Genomic DNA, 26,058 nt, shown 5'->3' with positions numbered 1-26,058 from the left:
GGGGGACGGCTCAGCCGGCGAGGCAGCCCGCCCGCATCCGCCGGAGATGGGACACGTGGTACTCGGCGCGCTGTCCGTCGAGGATCCCGATCGCCTCGTCGATCAGGGGCAGCGCCGCGTCGGTGTCGTCCTCCTCCAGCCAGGTCTCGGCGAGGTCGGTGAGCGCCCGGGCGGTGTTGTACGTGTCGCCGCTGTCGCGGAAGCGGCTCAGCGCGGTCTCCAGGTGCCGCCGGGCCTCCTCGCCCCGCCCGAGCCCGCGCAGGGCCCGCCCGCGGTGGCGTTCCAGCAGGGCCCGGGCGCGCGGCAGATCGGCCACGCCCTCGTCCCGGGCGTCCATCGTGTCCAGGACGGCGCCGGCCTCCTCGAAGCACTCGTACGCCTCCTGGTAACGCCACTGACGCAGCCTCAGCAGGCCCAGGGACTCCACGGCCGAGGCATGGCCCCGCTTGTGGCCGGCCGACTTCTCGGCCCGCGCCGCCGCGGACGCCGCCGCCTCCGCCTCGTCCCACCGACCCAACTCGGTGAGGGTGTGCGCGAGTTGCGCGTGCAGCGCTCCGGCGTCGGCGCCGTCCGGCAGATGGGCGTCGGCCAGCCGGGCGCCGATGCGCAGGGCCGGCAGCAGCGTCTCATGGTGTCCGGCCTTGAGCTGCGTCGGCCACAGGGCCCGGCACAGGCGCACGGCGATGTCCGGGGCGCCCGACTCCTCGGCGCAGCGGACGGCCTCGACCAGGTTGCCCAGGTCCGCGAGGAGCGCTTCGAGCGCGGCGCCCCGGTCCTCGTACCGCTGCTGCCCGGCCCGGTCGCCGGCGGGGGCCGGGACGCGCCAGCTCTCGGGGAGCGCCTGGTGGGCGGCGGCCGACGCGCGGTCGGCGTAGGCCAGCAGGGTGCGGGTGAGGGCGGCGGAGCAGGCCGCGATTCCGTCCTCCCGGATCGCCGCGGCCTCGGCGTGGGCGCGGACGCCGGGGCGGTAGTGGTAGCGCCAGTCGCCGTTCGCGCCCAGGGCGCGTTCCAGCAGCATCCCGTCGGCGAGGCCGTCGAGGAGAGCGGGGACGGCGGCCGGGTCCAGGCCGGCGGTCCGGGCGGCCACTGCGGCGTCGAAGGCGGGCCAGCCGCGCAGCGCCATCAGCCGGTACAGCCGGGCGGCCGCGGGGTCCAGCAACCGGTAGCCGTCCTCCGCCGCCCCCTGCACCGGGTCGCCGTCGGCCCGGGCGGAGGGCACGGGCGGCACGGACGTCCTGAGCCTGCCCGCCGCCGCCCGCAGCGCGTACGGGGATCCGCCGCATCGGGCCAGCAGCGAGGGCAGCGCGGCCCGGGCGGCGGCGACGGCGGACTTGTCGGTGATCTCGGTGAGCAGCCGCACCGCGTCCTTGTCGGTCAGCGGGCCCACGGGCACCCGCAGAGCGTCCAGACCGGGGAACGGGGTCCTGGCGACCACGATGGTGAAGACCCCCGGCGCCGAGGCGAGGAAGGGCCTGACCTGTGCCGCGGAATGCGCGTGGTCCAGCACGACCAGGAGCCTCCGGTCCGACACGCAGTGCCGGAAGAACTCGCCGAGGCGGTCGGTCGCGGGCGGCATGTCCCCGTCCGGCACGCCGAGCTGGCGGAGCAGGACGCGCAGCACGGCGCCGATGTCGCGGGCGCTCCCGGCCCCGCCGCCGCCCAGGTCGGCGTAGATCCGGCCGTCCGGGAAGAGGCGGCCGTGCCGCGAACCGAAGTGGGCGGCCAGGGTGCTGGAGCCCATGCCGTCGGGGCCGTGCACCAGGGCCACCCGGGGTCGCCCGTCGGCCCGGCGGGACGCCTCGCGGTGGAGCTGCCTCATCGCCTCCTTGCGGTCCGTGAAGAACCGGGTGGAGGCGGGGAGATGGGACCCCGCGGCCCCGACCGGGCGCGGGCCGTCGGGCAGCCGTGCGGTGAGGGCGGCCCAGCGGGCGGCGAGCCGCGGGTCCGTGCGGATGCGCTCGTGCACCATGAGCGCGACGTCGTCGCGTTCGTCCGCGGCGACGGGGGCGGTGACCTCCCGGCCGACGATTCTGCGGACGACGCCGCCGGTCGACTCCCAGGCCCATTTTCCGGCCTCGTTGGCCATTCCGGAGCCGATCGCACCGAGTACCGCCGAGATCGCCGCCACCGACGTGGGATCCAGCATGTCGAGCACTCCTCGTTCCCGGTGTTCCGCGCGGTGCGCCCTCCCCGGCACCGCCGCTGTCACCGTGCGGCTCAACGTTAGCGTCACCCGGCCGGACATCCCCCGGAGTCCGCCGTGATGTCCGCGCCGCGGCGGCCCGGCGGAGGGGCGGAGGAACGGAGGGGCGGTGCACGGGACGCCCAGCGACCCAGCGGCCCGGCGGAGGTGGCGGAGCACGGGACGCCCAGCGGCCCGGCGGCCCGGCGGAGGTGGCGGAGCACGGGACGCCCGACGGCCCGGCAGGGGACGGCCCGGTGACCGCCCGTCGGACCGGCACGGCGGGCCCGGGACGCCCCCGATCGCCTCCCGTCGCCCGCCGCCATCCGTTCGTGGGGCTGTGGCAAGACTCCCGGCGCCCACTGTCTACCCACGAGTAACTCGCCCTGCTTGGATGGGCGGCGGCAATCGTCCACCCCCCTTCCGCATCCGGGAGAACCCGTGCCGAACCCCACGATCCGCCGTGCCTCCGGTGTGGCCCTGGCCACCGCGCTGGCCGCCGCCGCGCTGACCGCGAACGCCCCGCAGGCAGCGGCGGCGGACACCCCGTCGCTGCGCGTCCTCACGTACAACGCGTTCATCTTCAGCAAGACGCTCTACCCCAACTGGGGGCAGGACCACCGGGCCGCGGAGACACCGAAGGCGTCGTTCTTCCAGGGCAACGACGTCGTGGTGCTCCAGGAGGCGTTCGACAACTCGGCCTCCGACGCCCTGCTGCGCAACGCCTCCGCGCAGTATCCGTACCAGACGCCCGTGGTGGGCCGGAGCAGGAGCGGCTGGGACGCGACCGGCGGGTCGTACTCGGCCGTCGCTCCGGAGGACGGCGGCGTCACCGTGCTGAGCAAGTGGCCCGTCGTCCGCAAGGAGCAGTTCGTCTACAAGGACGCGTGCGGCAGCGACTGGTGGTCCAACAAGGGCTTCGCCTATGTGGAGTTGAACGTCAACGGCACCCCGGTGCACGTGGTGGGGACGCATACCCAGTCGACCGACCCCGGGTGCGGGGCGGGTGAGGCCGCCGCCAAGCGCAGCCTGCAGTTCAGGCAGATCGACGCCTTCCTCGACGCCAAGCGCATCCCGGCCTCCGAACAGGTCATCGTGGCCGGTGACTTCAACGTCGACTCGCGCTCCGCCGAGTACGCGTCCGTGCTCGCCGACGCGGGGCTGGCCGGGGCCGACGCCCGTACCGGCCACCCGTACTCGTTCGACACCGCCGAGAACTCGATCGCCGCCGACCGCTACCCGGACGACCCCCGCGAGGACCTCGACCACGTGCTGCACCGCGCCGGGCACGTCAGGCCGTCCGGGTGGACCAACACCGTGGTCAAGGAACAGACCGCGCCCTGGACCGTGTCCAGCTGGGGCAGGAGCTACACGTACACGAACCTCTCCGACCACTATCCGGTGGTCGCGTCCGCGCGATAGCGCTTCGCGGCTAGGGGGTGGTCTGACAAATACCTGCGGCGTCGCGGGACCCGGCACGTGCCGACCGGACCGCGGACCCCGGCCGGGGCGTGCGAGGGACCGAGGGAGGGCGTCGGCGCTCGTCTACGATCGTCCGCGTGTGCGCAAACGTCATGGTCGCGGAGGACGACGAGAAGCAGGCGGAGCTCATACGCCGCTATCTCGAACACGAGGGCCACTCGGTGACGGTCGTCGGGGACGGGCTCGCCGCCCTCGCCGAGGTCCGTCACCGGGAGCCCGATCTGCTGGTGCTCGATGTGATGATGCCCCGGGCGGACGGACTGGACGTGGTCCGCGTGCTCCGCGCCGAGCACCGGGAGCTGCCGGTGCTGATGCTGACCGCCCGCAGCACCGAGGACGATCTGCTGCTGGGTCTGGACCTCGGCGCGGACGACTACATGACCAAGCCGTACAGCCCGCGCGAGCTGATGGCGCGGGTACGGACGCTGCTGCGGCGCAGCCGCCGGGGGGCGGTCGCCGCCGACGTGGTCGCGGACGAGGTGCTCAGGGTCGGCGCCCTGACGGTCGATCCGGTCCGGCACGAGGTGTCGGTCGAGGGACGGCCCGTGGAGTGCACCCGCGGCGAGTTCCGGATCCTCTCCGCCATGGCCGCCGAACCGGAGCGGGTCTTCTCCCGGCAGCGGCTCCTGGAGGAACTCCACGGCTTCGACCGGTACATCAGCTTCCGGACCGTCGACGTGCACATCATGAACCTGCGGAAGAAGATCGAGCACGTGCCGCGCCGCCCCGCCCGACTGCTCACCGTCTTCGGGGTGGGCTACAAGCTGACCGACCCGGCGAGGGGCACGTCGCGTGCGCCGTCGTAGCCAGAAGCCCGCCGTGCCGGGCCGCCCTGCGCGGGAGGCGGCGGGCCGCCGCGAGCGGCCGGACCGACTGCCGCTCCGCAAGAGCCTGTTCGGCCGACTGCTGACCGTGTCAGCGCTGGTGGCGGCCTGTTCGGTGGCCGCGACCGCGTGGCTCGCCGTGCAGACCACGTCCGGCGCCATCCGGCAGGAGCAGGGGCGCAACCTCACCGCCGACGCCGGGATCTACAACACTCTGCTGGGATACGCGGCCACCCACCCCGCCTGGGACGGCGTCGAGGACACGGTGCGCGACCTGGCCCGGCGGACCGGCCGGCGGATCGCGCTCACCACGGAGCAGCGCGCGCCGCTCGCGGACTCCGCCACGCCGGCGTCCGCGCCCGCGCTGCCGCCCCAGGCGTCGGCGATCGTCGACCCGCTGTCCGTGGACACGGCGCTGTCGCAGCCGGTGACCCCGGCGGGCGCCGCGGCCGACCGGGTCGATCCGCGCGCGGTCGGCCCGTTCCGGCTGCCCGCGTCCGAACGCGCCGCGTTGCAGCGGATCGCCGAGCGGAGGGCGGCGTGCCTGAGCCGGCAGGGGGTGGCGGCGGACGTGGTCCAGGGGCCCAGCGGTCGCCCGCGCGTGGAGGTGGTCGGCGCCGATCCGGAGCAGACGCACGGCACGCGGTGCGTGCCCGACGGCCTGGACCGGCCGACCGCGACCGAGCGGAAGGCGCTGGCCGCGCTCAACCGGCTCGCCGACGCCTGTCTGAAACGGCAGGGCCGGACGAGCGTGCGGCTCAACCTGGACCTGTCCTGGGCGGAGGCCTCGGAACCGACGCTGGTCATCCGGGGCGGCGACACGACGGCCGCCCCCGTCCCGACCATGCGCACCGACGACGACGAGCGCGCCACGGCCTCCTGTGTGGGCTCGGCCCGCCGGGAGCAGCTCAGTTCCCATGTGGCCTCGCCCGCGATGCTGTTCATCGGCGACGAGGACAGCACGACCGTGCCCGGCTTCGCGCTCTCCCCGGCGAACACCGCGAAGATCGCGGGCGCCGCGGCCCTCGTCCTGGCGCTCACGGTCGGCGCCACGATGCTCGCCGGCGCCCGGCTGGTGCGTCCGCTGCGGGACCTGACCGGCGCCGCGCAGCGGATGCGGGACGGAGAGGAGTCCGCGCCGGTGCTGGTCACCGACGGCAACGAGATCGGGCGGCTCGCCGCGGCCTTCAACGACATGGCGGCGCACCGCGCCCGGCTGGAGGAGCAGCGCAAGGACATGGTCAGCGACGTCGCCCACGAGCTGCGTACCCCGCTGAGCAACATCCGGGGCTGGCTGGAGGCGGCGCAGGACGGTCTGGCGGAGCCCGATCCGGCGTTCATCGCCTCGCTCCACACGGAGGCCGTGCAGTTGCAGCACATCATCGACGACCTCCAGGACCTGGCCGACGCCGACGCGGGCGTGCTGCGGCTGCACCCCGAGCCGGTACGCGCCGAGGACGTGCTGGACCAGGTCGCCGCGGCCCACCAGGGCCGGGCCGAGACCGCCGGAGTCGCCCTGACGGTCCGGAAGACGGCCGCGGACGCCCCCGTGCCCCGGCTGACGGCCGATCCGGTCCGGCTGCGGCAGGCCGTCGGCAACCTGGTCTCCAACGCGGTGCGTCATACCCCGGCGGGCGGCCGCGTCACCCTGCGCGCGTACGTCTCCGAGTCCGGGGACCGCGTGGTGGTGGAGGTCGCCGACACGGGCAGCGGCATCGCGGCCGATGATCTGCCGTATGTCTTCGACCGCTTCTGGCGCGCCGAGAAGTCCCGCAGCCGCCGCACCGGCGGCAGCGGGCTGGGCCTGGCGATCGTGCGGAAACTCGTCGAGGCGCACGGCGGATCCGTCGCGGTGAAGAGCGCCGAGGGACGGGGGTCGGTCTTCGCACTGCGCCTGCCGGCCGACCCGCCGGACCCGGACCCGGGCGCCGATACAGGCGGCGGCATGGGCGCCGACACGGACGCGGCGACGGGAGCGGCCGGCGCGCCGCGGAAGGACACGCGGCGGACCTGATCCGATCAGGACACCGGTCTGACAGCTTCTTCACAACTCCACGCCAGCCTGTCGTCGTGCCCCGGCAGTTCGGTGCGGACCCGCTCCGGACGCCACCGGGGCCGATCTGGAATGGAGTCATCCGTATGCGCCATCGCTCGATCCTGCGTACCGCCGTTCTGGCCGCCGTCGCGGCCGGTGCGGTACTCGTCCCGTCCGCCGCCGCGTTCGCCGACACGCCGACGCCCGTGGCCTCCGTCACCAGCACCCCGGCCGGCAAGGGCACGCCCGAGGAACCGGTCCTGATCAGGGACGCGTCCAAGCCCATCGGGAAGGTCGTGCTCGGCGACCCCTCGCCGGTGCCCCGCGGCACCACCCCGCGCGGCGGAGTCGCCGCCGGCGAACAGCCGGTCGCCGCCTCCGACGACAACACCGCCGTCCTGGCCGGGTCGGCCGCGGCCGCCCTTCTGGTGGCGGGCGCGGGCACGCTCGTACTGCGTCGGCGCACCGCCGCCCAGCCGGGCCGCTGAGACCGCCGCACGCCGGCACCGGCGCGTCGTGCGGACGGCCGTGCGCGGCCGCCCGTGCCGACGCGCCGTCAGCACGCGCCGCCTGACCGCCCCGTGTCATGCCGTGCCCGGTGACCGACCCGCACGGCCCGACCCGCCCGGCGGCTGACCGCGCGTCACGAAGAACGCACCCCGGGACCGGCGCCACAGGGCGCCGGTCCCGGGGCCGCGACACCGGTGGCGCCGCCCCGCGACGGTCGACGCCCCCGCCTCACACCCTCCCCTCCCCCCTCTCCCGCCCTGGAGCCCCCATGTTCCCCACTCCCGTGCCGTTGCGGCGCGCCGCGCTTCCGGTGCTGGTCTGCCTCGCCCTCGCCGGCTGCTCCGCCGGGAGCGCGGACGCCCCGTCGGATGCCCGGAGCGACGGGAGCGCCGCGCAGGCCGCCCGGCAACCGTCCGGCTCCGCCGACGGCGCGGCCCCGGACGACGCGAACGGGCCGGAGAAGCCGGGCGCCCCCGCCCGTCCCACCCATCTGAGCATCCCGTCGATCGGGGTGGACAGCGACGTGATGCGGCTGGGCCTCAACGCGGACGGCACCGTGGAGGTGCCGCCCGCCGAGCAGGGCATGACCGTCGGCTGGTACACCGGCAACCCGTCCCCCGGCGACCGCGGCGCCGCCGTGCTCATCGGGCACAACGACACCCGCTTCGGGAAGGCCGTCTTCCACGACCTGAAGAAGATCGCCAAGGGCGCGGACATCGCGATCCGCAACGACCGCGGCGCCGAACTCCACTTCCGGGTCACCGGCACGGAGACCGTCAGCAAGAAGGCGTTCCCGACGGACAAGGTCTACGGCGCCACCGGGCAACGCGCTCTGCGCCTCATCACCTGCGACGGCGCCTTCGACCCCCAGGGACACCCGGTGGACAACCTCATCGTGTACGCCACCCGAAGCTGACGCCCCCCTCCGGCAACCACGCCCGGACGCCCCGTACAGACCTTCGGAACAGCAGAAGACCCCAGACGAACTGGGGTCTTCTTGGTGGTGGTCAACCGACACAATTCTCTGACCAGCCGCTATGGATCGAATTTGAGGCTGCTGTTCCCGCACTTCTGAAGATCATTTCCCGCCGCAGGAGGGGAAAGGTCCCGGATGGTCCGTGGTAGCGCGATGTGCGAGTGTCAGGCAGGCGGTAGCGGGTTGTGTCGGGGGTTGCTGGGGGACGAGGGACGGGATGGTCACGTGCTGGGCGCCGCGTCGGCCCGGTACCGCCCGGCGTGTCACCGCGAGGCGAAGGTTGAAGGCAGATCCGGACCTGCACGGAGATGACGGGTTCCTGCATACCGTTCGCGGGGGTGCTCGTGACGCGGCCGCGGAGGGCTATCGGGTCCTGAAGTGGCGGAAGAAGTTTCGGGCCACGTACATTCCCGGGCTGCCGAGGCCGACGATGACGCGTCCGTCATCGGTGGTGTCGGTGACGAAGGGGGCGGCCGACACGCCAGCGTTTGCGTCGTTGTACCCGAACCTGCGGCATACCAGTCGGGCCTGCGCGAACCGGCCGTTGTCGAGGTGCGCGAGACCCAGACCCCTTCGTCGTCGAAGCCGACGATGTCCGGGTTATGGAGGGGGATCCACACCGTGTCCAGAGGAGGGCGGTTGCGGCGGCAGGCTCACGGGTTGCCGACTTCTCGGCTTCGCGGGTTCATCTCCGCCGGACCGCATCCGTCAACACTCTTGCCCGAATAGAGACGGGCGGCGACCCGATCTACACCGCCACCTCGGCCCCCCAGGACAGCGCGGCCCTGCACGCCGCGGCCCTCGGCATCCTGGCCGACCCCGGCCTGACCGCCGACGACTACCTGACCGAGGCCCCACCAGGCCACGACGCGCCGTCAGGCACCTGCAACCCAACAGCGTGACAGCACCTACAAACGCGTTCGAGCTACTGCAATCACGAGCACCGGCACTCCGGGATCGGCCTGCATGCCCCCGCCTCGGCCCTCCACTTCAGTGCCGCCTGGGGAGTGAGGGACCAGCGGGCCATCGTCCTCGCCGAGGCTTGTGAACGCCACCCGGAACGCTTTGTCTGACGGTCGAAACCACCCGAGATAGCCGTCCAGGTCTGGACCAACGACCCCACCAAACACGGGCATCTATTACCAAATCGCCCATGATCGAATAAACATCTCATTTCGCTTGACAAGTACCGTCCAGGCCAGAAAGATCGTCAAGCGCATACCAAATCCCTTCGCGGAGCCGACGACCCGTACCGGCCCCGTCTCCGGTCGACGGCCGGGTTGAGCCACAACCACCGGCAGGCCGGGAGGACCGCGGCTGCCCGGAACCTGAACGCCCGTCGCCAAGGTCTGACTGAAGGAGTGGAGATGACATCCCGACAGAACAAGATCCTGCGTGACCGTCTGGCCAGCGCGGTCTGCCTCGTTACCGGAGGAGCCCAAGGCATCGGTTGGGCCGTGGCACGCCTGCTGGCCGAGCATGGCGCGATTGTTCATGTCTGTGACATATCGAGGAGCGACATCGAGGCCGTGCGCTCCACGGCACCACTCGGGTCCTTCCACTTCGAGCAGGTGGACGTAACCGACCGGCACGCCCTGGAGGCATGGATATCCGCTTCGCACAGCCGCCATGGGCGTGTTGACATACTCGTGAACAATGCGGCGTACAGCCGCTGGGTGGACGACGCCGACATGAGTGACGACGACATCGAACGCACCATGCGGACCAGCTTTGACGCCATGGTTCATGCGACCCGCGCGGTGGTTCCTTTGATGCTTGCCGGCGAGGGCGGGCAGATCATTACGATGGGCTCTCTGGCAGGGAGCGTCTACGTCCGCGGCCCCGCTGCAGCGTATGCCGCGGCCAAGGCGGCAGCGGAGGCGTACAGCCAGATACTGCGCCTGGAACTCGCCCACACCTCCGTCGATGTGACGGTAGTGCGCCCCGGAGCGGTGGCTGGTACGAATTTCTTCCGTCACGTGTCTTCCCGGAGAATGTCGCGGCTCAGCGACATCTTCCCGGCGGCGACACCGGAGCAGGTTGCACGGAGTATCGCCAAGTCCCTGGTCCGACCACGTCCTGTGGTGAACGTCCCCGCCTACGTGCCGTACGTCGCGGCCCTTCACGCGCTCGCGCCGGAAAAGCTGAGGCGGCTCGCCCAGCTCAGCGGTGAGTCGAGGCGTGACTATTCGATGCCGAGGGGCCGCCGCATCAGGAAGTGGGAAGTCTGATGAAGATCGCGCTACTGGATATGGACGGCACACTCACGCCCGCCGCGCTGGGGATGTCCATGCTCGGATCCCAACGTGCCGCGAAGCTCATAAACCCCGTGGCGATGAAGGACCTCGAACGGCTTTACCAGGATGCCCACAGCTCCGTCGCGAGCATGTACGCGCTCTACGAAAAATACGCACAAACGCTGGCCGGCCTGCCTGAGTCTGCGATACAGGAGCTGGCGGAGGAGGTGTGGCGGCGCGAGAAGACATCCATATATCCCCATGCGAAGCCACTGATCGACACACTTCATCTGGCCGGGTATCGCACGCTTCTCGTCTCCGGGAGTCCGGACGAGATCGTGCGTCTGGTCGCCCGGGACCTCGGCGTCCATGCCGGGAGCGGAACTCGACTCGTCCGCGCTGAGGGCCAGTACACCGGCCATATAGAACTGGCTCCTGCGCTGCCGGGAGGGAAAAGGGCTGTACTGGAGGAGGCGGTACAGCCCAGGGCAGTGGACTGGAGTGTCGCGTATGCGCTGGGGAACTCCTGGCCGGACATCGAGGTGCTGAACCGCGCAGGATTGTCGCTGCTGTTCGAGCCGCACCCCCATGTTCGTGAGGCCGCTCGGTGGTTCGGAATCCGACAGGCGACTCGTCAAACCGTGCTGGAGCAGACTCGGGAACTGCTGTCGACATCACTGACCGTGTCAGCGCGCGACGACGGAGGGCGAAAGTGACGAGAGGCCGGCGAAAGGCCCGGATTGCGATCATCGGCGCCGGGGTCTCCGGGATCTGCCTCGCAACCAAGCTCAAGCGGGCCGGAATCGACGACTTTGTCGTATACGACAGAGGAGAGGCCGTGGGAGGAGTGTGGCGAGAAAACGTCTATCCGGGTGTTTCATGTGATGTCCCGAGCAGGATCTACTCCTTCTCGTTCGCGCCGAACCCTGACTGGGATTCCTATTTCGCCCGAGGAGATGAGATCTTCTCATACCTCAATAGGGTGGTGGAAATGTACGGGATCGGCCCTCATCTGAGACTAGGGGAAGAGGTAGTAGAGGCCCGGTTCACCGCAGGGGAGTGGAGAGTAAGGACGTCCCGGGGTGTGGAGTCGCGTTGGGACTTCCTGATATGTGCCACAGGGCTGCTCGTGCAGCCGGCTCTGCCCGAGTTGGAGGGGAAGAGCGCCTACCGGGGGGTCATGACGCACTCCGCTCAGTGGGAGAGCGGGGTGGACACGCGAGGGAAGCGCGTCGCGATCATCGGCACGGGAGCGACAGGAACGCAGATGACCTGCGCACTTGCCGCGGAGACCGAGCACCTCTATCTGTTCCAGCGCACCGCGCAGTGGGTCTTCCCGAAGCCCGCGCAACGGTACTCCGCGATCACGAAGAGACTTCATCGTGTGGTGCCGGGCTTCAGCTGGCTCGCAGATCGCTTCTGGCGGGTTTTCTTCCAAGGAACAATAAGTGCGGCAGTGGTCAGAGCGGGTTGGCAACGGAAACTGATCGCGGGGGTCTGCCGATTGTCCCTCAGGCGGGTCCGTTCCAGGGAGCTCCGGCGACTTCTCACGCCTCCCGACAACCCGATGTGCAAGCGGTTGGTGGCGGCTTCCGGGTTCTACCGGGTCGTGCAGCAGGACAACGTCACAGTAATCGGTGAGGAGATCGAGAGGATCACAGAACGGGGGATCTTGACCCGTGACGGCGTAGAGAGGGAAATAGATGTCATCGTTTTCGCGACGGGGTTCCGTGCAGATACCTTCATGCGTTCGATGAAAATAGTCGGAAAATCCGGAAGAACGCTTGAAGATTTCTGGTCCGACGGCCCCAAGGCGTATAAGACGGTCGCACTGCCGGGCTTCCCGAATTTCTTCATGCTCGTCGGCCCGAACAGTCCGTTCTCAAGCGAGTCAGTCATGCGCATCGCCGAGACGCAGTCAGATTACGTCCTCCACTGGATCGAACTCTTCGAATCCGGTGCCGTTGCGGAGATTTCACCCACCGAGGAAGCCTCGGACAAATTCAACGAACTTCTGCGGAGTGGCATGCCCGGTACGGTCTTCTCGTCCGGGTGCGCATCCTGGTACCACGACTCCCAGGGGAGTCTGATGGTCTGGCCCTGGACGGTGAGGGCACATCATAAAATGCTGTCAAGAATTCAGCTTTCAGACTTCGACATCCGACAATACCGCGAATCCGGCAAATCCGGATCAGGAAGCGAGATTGGCTCATGACTCCGAAACCTTCCCTGCTTTTCGTTCATGGACTGGGTGCTGACGGAACATACTGGGGTGAAGTCCGCAGCCTCCTTGCCCGGTACGAGTCGTACGCCTATGACCAACGTGGACACGGGAAAAACCCATTGGGAAACGAGGAGCTCACACTCGATCGGCTCGCGGGAGATCTCGGTGCCGTCATCCGGAGTTCCCCCCTGACGGGTCCTGTGATTCTCGTCGGGCACTCGGCCGGAGGTGCCGCCATCCTCAGGCTTGCCGCTCTTGAACCGACGCTGTTCGGTTCGGATTCGAAGATCGTCGGCGTGGTCCTGGTCAGTGCATCCCGCCTGGATCTCCGCTGCTCGGTGAGCGGGTATCCAGGACGCCTCCTGGAACGTGCTCTGCCTTCTCTGCCAAGAATCGCTCTGAGGAATGAGCGCCGCGGATATTTTGGCCGATTGATGGCACGCGGTGCGATGAGGGTAATAAAGGTGATCAGTACTTGGCGGTGGCCCCTCTACGGGGCTGACGCTTCCAAGGGTGCTCGATACAAGTTCTCGGCCATGCTTTCGAGCACTCCGCCGTACACGCTGAGTACCATGCTCGGACTGCTCTCCAGGTTCTCGCTGCCGAATCTCGCCGCCATGAGGAGGGTTCCGGTCCTGATAGTGGCCGGGGAGAGTGACAGAATCGCTTCGCGTACATACATGAGGCTGCTCTCGGAAGAGCTCCCGTCCGCCCGGACGGCCATGATCCCTCGCGCCGGCCATCTCCTGCCTCTCGAATGCCCGGAAGAATTGAGCGGAGAGATCCAGAAATTCCTGGAAACGTCGTGCAAGGAGGGGAAATGATACTGCTCCCCGTGCGAACTCCGGCCGGGCATGGGTATGTGGCAAAACGGGTGCGCGCCCGGGAGGCGGCCTGTCGTGGATAGGACTGTTCCGGGCGCGGCCGCCATGGACGAGGCCGTGCACGCACTGCGACGAAACGCCCCTTCATGGACTGCCACGCCACTCGAGGAACGCATCGCCCTGCTCGAACGACTCGTACCGAGGGTCCTCGGTGTGGCCTCGGACATGGTCGCAATGGCAGCCCGCGCGAAGGGCTACGCCCCGGACTCCTCGTGGGCGGCCGAGGACTGGGCCGGCGGCCCTTGGGCCCTGCTCCAGGGCATCAACGCCCGCCTTGAGGTGCTGCGTCGTATAGCAAAGGGAAGGGACCCGGTGGAGTCCCACGCGGTGCGCATCCGTGACGGACGCGTCGCGGTCGATGTCTTCCCCGCCACGGGGTGGGACCGAATCCTGCTCAACGGGCATCGTGCCGAGGTGCGGATACAGGAGGGCGCCACGCCCGAGAGTGTTCGGGCTGGCGCGGCAAAGGAATACCGTGGCGGTGCGAGCCCGCCTGGCGTCGCATTGGTACTCGGAGGCGGCAATGTCGCCTCCATCACCGTGCTCGACGTTCTCCACAAGCTCTACACCGATGGTCAGGTCCCCGTGGCGAAGACACACCCGGTCAACGCCTACCTTCGGCCCCACCTCGAGCAGATCTTCAGCGAGTTCGTCGAGCGCGACTGGCTGCGGTTCGTCGACGGAGGCGAGGCGGAGGGCGCGTACCTCGCCACACATCCGGGTGTGGACTCCATTCATGTGACAGGAAGCGACCGCACCCACGACGCCATTGTGTGGGGCACTGACGGTCTGGCCGAGCAGCGGCGCTGCGAAGACACTCCCTTGGTCACCAAGCCTTTCACCAGCGAACTGGGCGGAGTCAGCCCCGTCATCGTCGTACCCGGAGACTGGAGTGACGCAGACTTTCGTTTCCAGGCCGAGCACATCGTCACCAGCAAGATGAACAACTCGGGCCACAACTGCGTCGCCAGTCAGGTTCTCATCGTGCCGTCCGGCTGGACCGGATCCCAGCGGCTGCTGGACGAGATCCGCCTTCTCGCACGTGCGCTTCCGACGCGTGCCGGCTACTACCCCGGCACCGAGAACCGGCTGGCGGAAGTCCTGGCCCGTCACCCGGAGGCCGAGATCCTCGGTGCCACAGGCCTCGTCCTGGTATCGGAACTGCACGACCAGAACGATCCGCTCATCACGGCCGAGATCTTCGCCGGCGCCCTGGGGGTGGTCGAGCTTCCTGGCGACAGTCCGCGCAAGTTTCTCCGCCGCGCGATCGACTTCGCCAACGACGTCCTGCCCGGGACACTGGGCGCCACAGTCCTCGTCCACCCACGGACGGAAAGGACGGCATTCCCCGCGGTCCGGGACGCCGTCGCCGCGCTGCGCTACGGGACCCTGGGCATCAACTGCTGGCCAGGGGTGGGGTACCTACTCGGATACACCCCCTGGGGCTCCTACCCCGGCCACACCCGGCAGTCGGTCGGCAGCGGCACCGGATTCGTGCACAACGCCTTCATGTTGCGAGAGATTGAGAAGACCGTGCTCCGCGCACCCTTCGCACCGGCCCCACGTGGCCTCTTCGCCGGTTCTCCGTCGCTCTCACCTCGTCCGCCGTACTTCGCCACGAGTCGCACCGGGCGCGCGACTCTTGAACGACTCACCCACTTCGTCGCCGCACCGCAGGCCAGGCGCTTGCCGGCTCTCGTCTTCTCCGCGCTCAGAAGCTGACGCAAGGCTGAGCGCTTCCTCGCCTTCATCAGCATCGCCTGCGCACTCATCCGCAACCGCAGACTCACCGAATCAGATGACTTCCGCATTGCCGTACCCGACTGCCGCGACACGCAAGGAGCACCGAACGATGACCAGCAACCAGCTGCAAAACCCCGCGTACGGGTACAACGAGAGTTCGATCGGGCATCAGGTGCACAGCGAACTCGAGAGGCTTCGCCGCCTGGAGGACGCGCTGGATCCCGAGACCATCGGCCTGCTCACCGACTGCACGGTGCAGCCTAACTGGCGCTGTCTGGAGCTGGGGGCAGGCGCCGGATCGATCGCGTACTGGCTCGCCGGGATGTGTCCTGAGGGGCGCACTACCGCCGTCGACCTCGACACCCGCTTCCTCGACCAGGGGGCCTTCCGCAACCTCACGATCAGTGAGCAGGACGTCTTCGAGTGCGACTTCGCTCCGCAGTCCTTCGACCTGATCCACACACGTGCGCTGCTCGTTCACCTTCCCCAGCGGGAGGAGATCTATCGGCGCGCCGCTCAGTGGCTCGCTCCTGGTGGATGGCTTGTGACCGAGGAACCCGTGATCATCGATGATCGAGAGTCGCCCTATCCGGAGTTCAGCAAAATGACCCGAGCCGTCAGAACGCTCTGGGGAATGCACGGCGCGGACTTGCGGTGGGCGAGGTCCCTGCCCGGTCTCGCCCTGCGGAACGGCCTGGCCGACCTGTCCGCCTCCGCCCGGATCATGCAGTGCGGGCAGGGGGGTGCGGGTGACCGCCACTGGACGTTCATGATCAACCAGATGCGCGATCCTCTGATATCCACGGGACTCCTCTCGGAGGAGGAGTGGCAGGCCGGCATCGACTCCTTCAACGATCCGGCCTTCATCGACATCAGCCTGGTCATGATCTCTGTCCGGGCGCGTCGCCCTGCTTGACAGCATGTCACGAGGCGGGCCGGACCGGCCTCGCCATCCCGGATGTTCACGATCCGGAGTCAAGCCCCACGGGCGCTGTCGACACGGGCGGGCAGTTGCCCGAGTTTCACGTCAAGTGGCCGCACAGCGGGCAGGTGTCCTCGGGCATCGTCGGCTGGGGGAAGGGCAGGACCGAACGGTGCCGGTGGTCACGGCGGTGTGCGCGTCGTTGATCCGCAGCCGGGCCCCGCTGATCCGGGTCAGGTTGCGTTCCGTCGGGCAGCGGCGCCCAGCGGGCCGGGGTGCGCGCTGCCTTGAGCCGGACCAGCAGTTGGGCACCGGCGGCCGCGGCCTTGGCCAGGAAGTCGTCGGTGTCGAAGCCGCGGTCGTCCAACAGCTGCATGCTGTCGTCCAGCAGCGGCAGGAACTGCTGGGCGGAAGCGGTCACCTCCCGCGGTCTGACTCATCCGCTCCAGGGGGCGCCATGACGAGTCCGCAGACGGCGGCCCCGGGCGACCGTTGCCGGAGCGCTATGTGCCGAGGCCGGGGCCCGTTGGTGAACGCGTCGTCACGAGCAGGATCGTGTATCCAATGATCGCCATACGGGTGATATTTCCATATTTTCGTCCATAAGCACTACGAACGTGCTATAGCTTGCCCGGAGTGCACGCCGGATCACTCTGGGCAGGCCCTCGCTTTGGAGGCAAGGCCCACTCCTGTGGCTGCGCTCTGGTCGAGGGTCAGGGGTGGACAAAGGGGAGAGAGAGGCCTCGATGCGAATAGCCACGCGTACCTCCGGGCGACGACGCCCTTGGATGATGTCGCGCGAAGGGGGGTGGGGTTGTCTGCGTACGGCGCTGAGGCCGGTGCTCGCGTTGCTACTGGCTGTGCCGGTTCTCTTCGTTCATACGCCTGCCCAGGCCGCCGGTGGCACGCTGAACGTGTCGGTGGAGGCGGTCCAGGAGACGGTGAAGTCCGGTCAGGGCGCGTCTTTCCGGGTGCAGTGGACGTGTAGCGGCAGTGGCACATGTGACGCCGCGACGATCTCGGTTCCGGTACCGACGGCGCTGGCGTCGTCGGATGCGTTTCCCGATGGTGTTCCTCTGACGGTGACGAGTCAGAGTTCGCTGCAGATCAACGGGGTTGTTGTGCCCGGGGCGGCCACGATCGTCGGTACCGGCCCGGACCGGAAGCTTGTGTGGACCTTCCCGGCGACCGTGGCGACTGGCACCTCCGACGCCGTGTCCTTCACGCTCACCCCGCCGAACTCGGTCACGCCTGATGGGGCGAAGATCACCCCGGAGGTGACCTTCGCGGCCACTGGCACGGCGTCGGTCAAGGATTCGGCGACCACGACCGTGACCTCCGATATCTCCCTTGGTGTTTCCAAGGTCAAGTCCACCCCGACCAGCGTCCCGTACGTAGATCAGCAGGTGACCTATTCGATCCTGGTGGGATACGACTCCCAGATCCCCTCATCGGGTGCTTCCGACGGGTATGCCCGCACGATGGCGGATGTCTGCTCCGAGCCCGGAACACGGGCTCTTGAGAACCTGACCGTGGTCGACACTCTTCCCACCGGGGCGCGGTTCGTGAGCGCCACGCACGGCGGCGTGTACGAAGCGGCGACGAACACCATCACCTGGAGGCTGGGCTCCTCGATCAACGACGCCGCGCCCTACGCCTGCGTGCCGTACTCCGGCAGCACGAGCTGGACGGGTTTGCCGCTGAAGGCGACCATCATCTACCCCAATGGAGAGTTCAGCGCCGACCCGGACCCGAGCGCGGTCACGAACTCGGTCGTGGCTACCGCGAACGCGTGGGGCCAGTCCTCCGAAAAGCTCTCTTCGGACAGCTCCGCCTCGCACGCCCTGCGCGAGGGTGCCGCCGGTGCGAGCGTCGAGAAGAGGCCCGGCTACGACTGGGCGGTCGGATCGCCCCTCTACCGCACCGTGCACACCCAGAACAACAGCATCTATACCCTGAGCGGCACCTCGGCCGAGCCGACCACGGGCCGGTGGACATTCACCGACATGATGCCCTGCGCGCTGACCTCGCCGACCAAAGACAACGACATCGACTGCGCCACCCCCGCGTTCGTGGATCTGCAGTTCTCCGCGGACCGGTATCTTCCCGAGTTGCAGGTGAACTGGACGACGAACGCGGGCAGTACCGGATCCTGCACGATCGCTGAGGGCTCGTCGATGAGTGACACCACCAAACGCTACTGCGACGGCACCAACGGCAGTACGCCCACCCCGGTGCCCGCAGGCGAGTGGATCACGAAGATCGAGGTGGACACCGAGATCCCTCCGTTCGGTGGTGGCAGCTTCTTCATCCACGGCCGTGCCTCCCAGCATGTGCCGTTCAGCAACGTTGACACGGTGTACAACAACCCGAACCTCGACGTGGACCGCTCCGACGTCCACCCCTGGTATGTCACGGTGGAGAACTGCCCGGTCAAGAACGTGATCACCTTCGAAGGCGGACGCCAGTACCTTCCGTACCAACCACAGACGGCGGACAGCGCCGCCGGTATCTGCGGCTACCGGCAGGTCATGACCAACCCGTTCACGCTGCGACCGGTCAAGTCGATGTACGATCCCGCGATCCCCGAAGGCTCCCGCCCCGCGACCCCCTCGGCGCAGACCGGTGATCTGCTCACCGTCGATCTTGCGATGAACCGGTCGCGGTGGAGCGCGGACCAAGCAGTCCTTGACGCGTCGACCTTCACCCCGACCGTGTCCGAGTACCTCCCGGCCGCGCTCACCATGGTCGAGGACTCGCTCCAGATCGCGGGAGACGCGACGTTCGCAGCCGCGCTCGGCAAACCGGACATCGCAGTCAAGACGGTCGACTACCTGGGTGAACGGCGTCAACGGGTCACCGTGACGTTCCCGGACGCCGAGGTCACCTCGAACGCGACCTTGGGCCGCACCGCCTACGTGCGGTTCCAGGTCCGCGTCAAGCAGGGTGTCCCCGCGGGTGCCTACACGAACGACTACCTTCTCACCGGCGCCGAAGGCGGGCCGGGCGTACAGGACACCTACCTGCAGTGCGGGCTCGGAAAAATGGTCGATGCAGACCTGCGGCCGACCACCGACCTCACCGCCGCCGTCGGGTGTCTGGCCTCCGCGAGTTTCAACGTCCTCCCCGTTCCCGGCGTGAACACGAGCAAGACGGTGCAGGGTGTCCACGACGCTGATGCGATCGGCGCCCCCGGTGTTGGAAGCACTGACCTGTCCGGCAAGGCCGAGTACACCGTCCGTGTCGCGAACTCGGGATCGGTGGACATCCGCAACGTGGTCGCCTACGACATGCTGCCGCAGGTCGGTGACTCTCTGATCCTGCCCGGCGCCGAAGGCGCCCGGGGTTCGGCGTTCCCGGTGCACCTGACCAAACCGGTCAAGGCGCCCACAGGCGCGACCTTGCGGTACTCCACCAGCGCCAACCCCTGCCGCGGCGACCTCGCCGGCACCGGCGGCGGCGCCGTGGACAGCGCACCCGCCGGCTGCGAGAACGACTGGGCGGCCACGCCGCCCGGCGGCGACTACGAAGCGGTCACTGCCCTGCGCATCGACTTCGGGTCCCGAGTCTTCGCTCCTGGAGACGCCGAGAACACCGTGCTCGCCGTCAAGGCAGCGGGCCCGAACACCACCACAAGTGCCGGCCTCGACGGCATCGCGTGGAACAACACCGCCGTCGCCGGGGTCGAAGCATCGTCGGGAAAGCCGATCCTGCCGACCGAGGCATCGGCCGTCGGGCTGAAGCTCCTGCCGGACATCGCCTGGCAGAAGACTGACAGCCGCACCGGAGACCTCCTCGCGGGCTCCGAGTGGATCCTCGCCCCGGTGCTCGAGGACGGTGAGAAGATACCCGACGGGTGGCCCCGGACGATCACGGACTGCACCGACGCGGGGTGTTCGGATGCCGATCAGGACCCGGCGCCTGGGAAGTTCCGCCTGACCGGTGTCCCGTGGGGCACGTACACGCTCACCGAGACCACGACACCATCCGGGTACCTGCCCCTCAAGGACCCGATCGAGGTGAGCGTCGATCCCGCTGGCGTCGACCGCGGCACCTACCTGCTCGACCTGGGGAAGATCAAGAACGATCCGCGTCAGGGCGAGTGGACCCTGTCGAAGACCTCGGACCCGCCATCCGGCTCCACCGTCCAGGTCGGTGACAAGGTCACCTACAACCTGACCGTGGCCAACGACTCGAAGTACCCGGTCCACGGCATCGCGTTGACCGACGACCTGTCCAAGGTCCTCGACGACGCCACCTACAACAACGACGTGAAGGCCTCGACCGGATCAGCTGAGGTCAAGGACGGCAAGCTCGTCTGGAAGGGCGACCTCCCCGCCGGCGAGAAGGCGACCATCACGTACTCCGTGACCGTCACCGGCGGCGGCGACGGCCAGCTCCACAACGTCGTCACCACCGACGACAAGAACGGCACCTGCGACACCGAGAAGGGCTGCGAGACCGACCACGCCTACGGCGCCTACACCTTCTCCAAGTCCTCCGACCCGAAGACCGGCTCCACCGTCCAGGTCGGTGACAAGGTCACCTACACCCTCACGGTGAACCAGCACGGCAAGGCCAGCATCAAGGACGCCACCATCACCGACGACCTGTCCAAGGTCCTCGACGACGCCACCTACAACAACGACGTGAAGGCCTCGACCGGATCAGCTGAGGTCAAGGACGGCAAGCTCGTCTGGAAGGGCGACCTCCCCGCCGGCGAGAAGGCGACCATCACGTACTCCGTGACCGTCACCGGCGGCGGCGACGGCCAGCTCCACAACGTCGTCACCACCGACGACAAGAACGGCACCTGCGACACCGAGAAGGGCTGCGAGACCGACCACGCCTACGGCGCCTACACCTTCTCCAAGTCCTCCGACCCGAAGACCGGCTCCACCGTCCAGGTCGGTGACAAGGTCACCTACACCCTCACGGTGAACCAGCACGGCAAGGCCAGCATCAAGGACGCCACCATCACCGACGACCTGTCCAAGGTCCTCGACGACGCCACCTACAACAACGACGTGAAGGCCTCGACCGGATCAGCTGAGGTCAAGGACGGCAAGCTCGTCTGGAAGGGCGACCTCCCCGCCGGCGAGAAGGCGACCATCACGTACTCCGTGACCGTCACCGGCGGCGGCGACGGCCAGCTCCACAACGTCGTCACCACCGACGACAAGAACGGCACCTGCGACACCGAGAAGGGCTGCGAAACCGACCACACAGTGCCGCCGGGGAAGACTCCTCCGCAGTCCACCAACGTTCCCCCGTCCGGCAACACCCCACCGTCCGGAAACGTCCCGCCCCCCAACAACCCCCAGCCCGCCCCGCAATCGTCCGGGATCCTCGCCCGCACCGGCGCCACCGTGCTCTCCGCGGCCGCGCTCGGCACGCTGCTCATCCTCGGCGGCCTCTCCCTCGCCGTCGCCCTCAGGAGGCGCCAACGCCACAACAACTGAGGTAACCGGACCTAACCGGACCTGAGAGGGGTGTCCGTGACAGCAAGTCACGGACACCCTTCAAGGTTTCCCCACGCTACGCAGCACGGCCCGGCACACCCAGAGCCAGGCCCGCCTTGCACACAGCTCGTACGCGCGCCTTGACCAGCATTGCCAAGCGACGCGGCCATTCCCGCCCACCCGAGGTCGGCCGGAGGCAGCTGCACGCGGTGGGGAAAAGACCGGCGCTCTCCGCTCGCGTCGCTGCGCCCGGCGTCGGCGCGTGCGCGAGCCGGATCAGGGCGTCGTGGATGTCGGCGATGTCGCGGCAGTAGGTGACGCCGGGCACACCGCGGGCCCAGGTGTGGGAGATCCGCTTGAAGTCCAGGACGAACGCGTGCGCGCCGTTGTGGATGAACTGGCAGGTGATGCAGCGCAGGTGGTCGACTTGCCGCCGCCGGTGCCTGCGGAGATCAGGACGTGCGGGGAGACGGCGTCCAGGTCGACGGAGACCTTCTTCTTGCCCGCGCCGAAGCCGATCAGCGGCGCGGCCTGGACTAGGAGTCCCGCGCAAGCCGCGTGCTGATCACCAGTAGCAGCGGGTGGGGCCTGGTTCCTGCGGGCGGGCGGGCAGCAGCACGTTTCTCGTCCGCGATCCGCTGCTGGTCCCACCGCTGGGCGTCCGCTCGGGCCTCGGGGGTGACGGGCGGACCGAGGGTGATCGCCTCGTTGCCGGTCACCGGGGCCAGCGAGTACCGGAGCGGTGATTTGCTGGACCGCGCGGGCAGGTGCAGACGGGCCACACCGGCCGGGAGCTCGGCGCGCAGCGCTCCGTGCCAGCGGATCCATAGCGTGGGGCGCCCGCGGAGTGCTTCGTCTCGGAGCTTGTCCACGGCGGTGCTCTCGTCGGCGCGGTCGATTTCCAGGCGATCGGTGGGCCGTCTTTGCGGATCATGCGAAGGTCCAGGTAGGCAGACCAGGGCGGCGACCAGTAGGCAATGCAGCCTCCGCTCCTCAGGCGGGGCGGGTCGATGTAGCGCATCTGCGCCTCCGTTCTGCACCTCCACCCTGACGCTCCCACCCACTGCACCACCGCCCGGGTGATGGACTGGGTCGCCTCCTTGCCGGTCAGGCCGCTGAAGGAGAATCCGGTCTCGGACAGGTACGTGCGTAAGGAGACAGCAAGGATCTCGGGCTCGCCGGCCTCCGTCTGTTCATGGGCCATCCGGTGATTCTCTGCTCGCCCACTGACAACGGCCGCAGGCTGCCTTGTGGTGAGGGCGTGGGCTATTCGACGACGTCGTCGGGGTCGGGCAGTCGGGGCGGGAAGTGCCGCTCCAGGATCTCCACCCACTCGTGGAGGACGACGAAGCCGGTGGTGTTGGCCTGCGCCTGGACCGGCTCGGTCAGCGCGGCGACGAACGGCTGGGCAGCAGTGTCCGGCGGCATCGCGGCGGCGGCCTGCTTCAGGCATTCATGCGCGGCCGGGAAGACGTCCTTGGCCCACGCATCCTGCTCCTTGATGCGCTGGGAGCCTGCCTTCCAGTCGATCTGCATGATGGGCCACTGCGGGCAGTCGGGTGTGTGCCACATCTGGATCGGCTGGCCGACCCCGACGCAGGCGTTCTCCCGGCTCGGGCCCGCCCTGCAGTCCGGGCACAGCTCGACTTCCGTCTCTGCGAAGCCCTCCATCAGCACGCTATCCGAGCCGATGACATCACTGACGACGTGATCCATGCCATGGACACGACCAAGCGGCAGGGACTGCAGAAGGACCTGCGGGTCCTCGCGGCCGCCAGCCAACTGACCGAGGGCAGGCGGACGCCGGGGCCGGCGGCCGGGGTCAGGGCGTGTCGCCGGAGTAGTAGAAGCGGCACACCACACCCAGGCCGCCCGATGGGCGCGGGTCGTCAGGGCGCGGGTCGTACAGCGCCCGGCCGCCGGGCCACCGCCCCAGCTCGGTCATCAGGGCGACGCCGTCGCCTATCACTTCCGGCCGCCAGCCCGTGATGTCGAGCAGCAGCCCGTCCAGCGGACAGCCGACAAGCGCGGCGTACGTCTGGTGCGGCAGCGGGCCCGGGGTGGGGATGGGGGTCGTCGTGGTCACAGCCGTACACCCGGCCGCGCAGCGGCTGCTCGTCATCGGCGTTCATCCGGCCAGCCTCGCAGCCGCCACCGACAACCACCCCGGCCCGAGGGGGGCTGGCCACCGGCGGCGCCCGATGCCGAACCGGCTGCGCGGCTTCACCGCCGCCGCTTCGCCCGCCGCGCGTTCGGCTTCCTCCGCCTGTCGGCGCGCGACGCGCTCAGCCTCCGCGCGGTCGGTGACCTCCTTCGCGCGCGGCCCGCACAGCCGGTCCCACTCGCCGGGCCACGAGAACCGTGCGGTCTCCTGCCAGCGGTCGACGGTGAACTTGTTGCCGCACCGCGTGCACACCGGCCGCTGCGCCTCCCGGTGAGCGGCCTCGCGCTGCGCCTGCCGCCGACGGGCCTCCCGGAGCTGAACCTAGTACAGCCGCTCGCCGTCGGGATTGTCCAGGGCCTCGCTCAGCGTCTGCCACTCCTGTCGGCCCAGCCGCCGCCACACCCTGCCCCCGGCCCCGGCCGGGTCGGCGGTGATCCGCTCCAGCTCGGTGACCACCACGGGCACCGCCTGGTGGTAGTCGACGGCCGTGAACTGAGCCCACGGGTACGGGGTGCCGGCGAAGTAGCGGCGGGCGCTCTGCTCCAGGCGCTGCATCCGGCTCTCGCGCTGCGCGGCGGTCTTCCCCGTGAACACGAACGCCACTGGCAGGTAGCCCTCCCACCCGATCGCCGGGTAGATCCGCGACCACAGCCTGAAGTCGTGCACCGCAGCTCCCCGGGCCGCCTTCTCCTTGATCGGGTCGGCCTTTGGCGCCAGGAGCTCGAACCAGTCGGTGTAGCGGCGCAGCTTGTCCACCAGGTCGTCGACGGGCTCGTTGACGCGGTCGACCTCCAGGAGCATCGCGGGCACCCCGGCGCCCGGGGCGCGCATCGTCAGATCGGCGTACTGGGTGTACCCGTACGGGAGCTTGTGGGCGATCTCCGTCTGCCAGGACAGCGGGGTGCCGTACCCGGCCCCAGTGAGTACCGCGGCGGTCGAGGTGACGGCGGCGGCGTGTTCGTCGTAGCCGTCGTCCTTCACCGGCCGGCCCTTGGCATCGACCCGGAGCTTGCGCAGCGCGGAGATCCGCACGTTCTTCGGCAGCAGCAGCTTGGCTTCCTTGTGGCCCTTCTCCGTGAGCACCCACAGCTGGTGTCCCGACTCCAGTCGCGTCTCCACCCGGACCAGGCCCGTCTTCTTCAACGCGTTCAGGGTGTCCCTGGTGCACCGGTCGTGCCGGTCGGCGGGGCGCAGCATCCGCCAGAGCTGATCGGCGGTAGCCCGCTGGAAGATCCCCAGAGCCCTCAGCACTTCCTTGCGTCGCACTCCGGTCGGCTTCCAGACCTGTGTCGACCTAGGAGGGTTGTCGAACGCGTCGGCGGACCTTGACTTCAGGCTGACCTGCGGAGATACGCCCGGCGGGCGAAGTAGCCGAGGAGGGGGCGATGGAGGGGGCCTGCGGGACCTGTTCGACGTCCTCGGAAGGCCGGCGGTCACGGGCGGCGTGGTGCTCGCGGGCGGGGTCGAGTGTGAGATCAGCGGGCACGGTGTCCTCGGTTTCCCCCGGCCTGCGGGCCGGGTCGGTGAACGTCCGGCCCGTACGCGGATGTGCGCACGGGTCGGAGCCACCGTCGGAAGCACCCCCTTGTCTTCCGTCTAGCCGTCAGCGACACCCGGTGTCCGATTCCTCCGCGACTAGGCCCCTGTCGTGCGGGTTTGTCCGTGACCAGCGCCACATGCGGCGGCACCGCCTCCGCGTGGATCGCGGCGGGGTTCCTGATCGAGTGTGTGCAGGAGGTCGACCAGGTCCACCAGTTCCTCGCCGACGTCCACGGTGACGCCTACGCCGGGCGGCCGGCGGTCGCGGCCTGATCCGGACCGGCCGGGGCGCCGCCCAGGGACGGAGATCTCTCCTCCCCGGGCGCCGCCCGTTTTCGGTAGTGATGTCGGAGGTGGCGAGGTGGACAAGGGGGGTGCACGGCCCGCCGTAGGCGGTGGACCGGATGGCGTCCACTCCCCCACCGCGACGCCATCCACTCCCACCCGGTGCCCTGGATCGAGTGGAGTCCACCCCGTCCGGCCACCGGGTGCGGTGGAGTCCACCGAGTGGAGCCCACTCCGCACGGTGGACTCCACTCCGGTGCGGTGGTGCGCGGCCATGGTGCGCTCGGTGCGCTTCGCCGGTGCGGTGGTGCGCACCCGGTGCGGTGCGCGCCGCCGGTGCGGTCGGTGCGCGCACCATCCGGCGGGGTGCGGTGCGCCGCGCGCTCCTGGTGGTGCGCTTCGCGGCATGCGGTGCGGCCCGGTGCGGGGTGCGGTCCCGCCGCCGGGAGGGCTGGACGGAGCCGCGCTCCCATATCACGCGCCCCCTTGACCACGGTCACTCCGAAGTCCTAAATGCGCGCTATACGGTCCCTGCATGTGCGACAGATCACATGAAACGGGTTCAGGGGCGGCCGGTGGGTGCCCGCCG

Annotated in this window: 17 protein-coding genes and 3 pseudogenes; 13 read left to right on the top strand and 7 right to left on the bottom strand. The window is 69.3% G+C overall.

Annotation, left to right across the window (positions count from 1 at the left end):
- Nucleotides 1-10: 10 nt before the first annotated feature.
- Nucleotides 11-2,146, bottom strand: coding sequence for a tetratricopeptide repeat protein (locus tag WA762_RS26780; protein WP_335939008.1), 2,136 nt, complete (start codon nucleotides 2,144-2,146; stop codon nucleotides 11-13).
- 477 nt (nucleotides 2,147-2,623) lie between these two features.
- Between WA762_RS26780 and sph the strand changes: the two genes are divergently transcribed.
- The 5 genes from sph (at nucleotide 2,624) to WA762_RS26755 (ending at nucleotide 7,949) form a co-directional block, all read left to right on the top strand.
- Nucleotides 2,624-3,604 (top strand): sphingomyelin phosphodiesterase, encoded by a 981-nt coding sequence (gene sph / locus WA762_RS26775; RefSeq protein WP_335939006.1) that lies wholly within the window; start codon nucleotides 2,624-2,626, stop codon nucleotides 3,602-3,604.
- Nucleotides 3,605-3,756: 152 nt separating this feature from the next.
- Nucleotides 3,757-4,470 (top strand): response regulator transcription factor, encoded by a 714-nt coding sequence (locus WA762_RS26770; RefSeq protein WP_335939043.1) that lies wholly within the window; start codon nucleotides 3,757-3,759, stop codon nucleotides 4,468-4,470.
- 67 nt (nucleotides 4,471-4,537) lie between these two features.
- On the top strand, nucleotides 4,538-6,502 hold the full coding sequence (locus WA762_RS26765; protein ID WP_443080684.1) for a sensor histidine kinase: 1,965 nt from the start codon (nucleotides 4,538-4,540) through the stop codon (nucleotides 6,500-6,502).
- Nucleotides 6,503-6,627: 125 nt separating this feature from the next.
- Nucleotides 6,628-7,011: a sortase-dependent protein gene (locus WA762_RS26760; RefSeq protein WP_335939004.1), complete on the top strand. Its 384-nt coding sequence runs from the start codon at nucleotides 6,628-6,630 to the stop codon at nucleotides 7,009-7,011.
- 290 nt (nucleotides 7,012-7,301) lie between these two features.
- Nucleotides 7,302-7,949 carry a class F sortase gene (locus WA762_RS26755; protein WP_335939002.1) on the top strand — a complete coding sequence of 216 codons (648 nt, stop codon included), beginning with the start codon at nucleotides 7,302-7,304 and terminating at the stop codon, nucleotides 7,947-7,949.
- A 423-nt stretch (nucleotides 7,950-8,372) separates the two neighbouring features.
- Here WA762_RS26755 and WA762_RS26750 read toward each other — a convergent pair.
- Nucleotides 8,373-8,608: pseudogene (locus WA762_RS26750) on the bottom strand (hypothetical protein); the annotation flags it as partial.
- 768 nt (nucleotides 8,609-9,376) lie between these two features.
- On the opposite strand from WA762_RS26750, the gene WA762_RS26745 reads away from it, so the two are divergent.
- From WA762_RS26745 to WA762_RS26720, 6 genes are all read left to right on the top strand, one after another.
- Entirely contained in the window at nucleotides 9,377-10,240 is an 864-nt protein-coding gene (locus WA762_RS26745) for an SDR family NAD(P)-dependent oxidoreductase (RefSeq protein ID WP_335939001.1), read from the top strand.
- Nucleotides 10,240-10,962: an HAD family hydrolase gene (locus WA762_RS26740; RefSeq protein ID WP_335938999.1), complete on the top strand. Its 723-nt coding sequence runs from the start codon at nucleotides 10,240-10,242 to the stop codon at nucleotides 10,960-10,962. Before WA762_RS26745 ends, WA762_RS26740 begins: the two co-directional genes overlap by 1 nt.
- Entirely contained in the window at nucleotides 10,959-12,461 is a 1,503-nt protein-coding gene (locus WA762_RS26735; protein WP_335938998.1) for a flavin-containing monooxygenase, read from the top strand. Before WA762_RS26740 ends, WA762_RS26735 begins: the two co-directional genes overlap by 4 nt.
- Nucleotides 12,458-13,294 (top strand): alpha/beta fold hydrolase, encoded by an 837-nt coding sequence (locus tag WA762_RS26730; RefSeq protein ID WP_335938996.1) that lies wholly within the window; start codon nucleotides 12,458-12,460, stop codon nucleotides 13,292-13,294. Before WA762_RS26735 ends, WA762_RS26730 begins: the two co-directional genes overlap by 4 nt.
- A gap of 105 nt (nucleotides 13,295-13,399) precedes the next feature.
- The gene (locus WA762_RS26725; RefSeq protein WP_335938995.1) at nucleotides 13,400-15,076 is read left to right on the top strand and encodes an aldehyde dehydrogenase family protein; all 1,677 of its coding nucleotides are present in this window, start codon (nucleotides 13,400-13,402) and stop codon (nucleotides 15,074-15,076) included.
- A 130-nt stretch (nucleotides 15,077-15,206) separates the two neighbouring features.
- Nucleotides 15,207-16,013 (top strand): methyltransferase domain-containing protein, encoded by an 807-nt coding sequence (locus tag WA762_RS26720; protein ID WP_335938994.1) that lies wholly within the window; start codon nucleotides 15,207-15,209, stop codon nucleotides 16,011-16,013.
- Between the two features lie 183 nt (nucleotides 16,014-16,196).
- Here WA762_RS26720 and WA762_RS26715 read toward each other — a convergent pair.
- Nucleotides 16,197-16,431 (bottom strand): annotated as a pseudogene (locus WA762_RS26715) (IS4-like element ISSav1 family transposase); the annotation flags it as partial.
- A 427-nt stretch (nucleotides 16,432-16,858) separates the two neighbouring features.
- Here WA762_RS26715 and WA762_RS26710 point away from each other — a divergent pair.
- Entirely contained in the window at nucleotides 16,859-21,481 is a 4,623-nt protein-coding gene (locus WA762_RS26710) for a DUF7927 domain-containing protein (protein WP_335938992.1), read from the top strand.
- Nucleotides 21,482-22,017: 536 nt separating this feature from the next.
- On the opposite strand, the gene WA762_RS26705 is transcribed toward WA762_RS26710, so the two are convergent.
- The 4 genes and pseudogenes from WA762_RS26705 to WA762_RS26690 form a co-directional block, all read right to left on the bottom strand.
- Nucleotides 22,018-22,353 (bottom strand): hypothetical protein, encoded by a 336-nt coding sequence (locus WA762_RS26705; RefSeq protein WP_335938990.1) that lies wholly within the window; start codon nucleotides 22,351-22,353, stop codon nucleotides 22,018-22,020.
- 394 nt (nucleotides 22,354-22,747) lie between these two features.
- Nucleotides 22,748-23,197, bottom strand: coding sequence for a hypothetical protein (locus tag WA762_RS26700; protein WP_335938989.1), 450 nt, complete (start codon nucleotides 23,195-23,197; stop codon nucleotides 22,748-22,750).
- 106 nt (nucleotides 23,198-23,303) lie between these two features.
- Nucleotides 23,304-23,613: pseudogene (locus WA762_RS26695) on the bottom strand (hypothetical protein).
- 353 nt (nucleotides 23,614-23,966) lie between these two features.
- Nucleotides 23,967-24,911, bottom strand: a complete 945-nt coding sequence (locus tag WA762_RS26690) for a replication-relaxation family protein (protein WP_335938988.1) — start codon at nucleotides 24,909-24,911, stop codon at nucleotides 23,967-23,969.
- 396 nt (nucleotides 24,912-25,307) lie between these two features.
- Here WA762_RS26690 and WA762_RS26685 point away from each other — a divergent pair, with 396 nt between their 5' ends.
- Nucleotides 25,308-25,457, top strand: a complete 150-nt coding sequence (locus tag WA762_RS26685) for a hypothetical protein (protein ID WP_335938987.1) — start codon at nucleotides 25,308-25,310, stop codon at nucleotides 25,455-25,457.
- Nucleotides 25,458-26,058 lie beyond the last annotated feature (601 nt).

The sequence above is a fragment of the Streptomyces tyrfis genome (genome assembly GCF_037034285.1).
Taxonomy (GTDB): domain Bacteria; phylum Actinomycetota; class Actinomycetes; order Streptomycetales; family Streptomycetaceae; genus Streptomyces.
The sequence above is the reverse complement of the archived record's forward strand: the minus strand, read 5'-3'. Positions and strand labels throughout refer to the sequence as shown.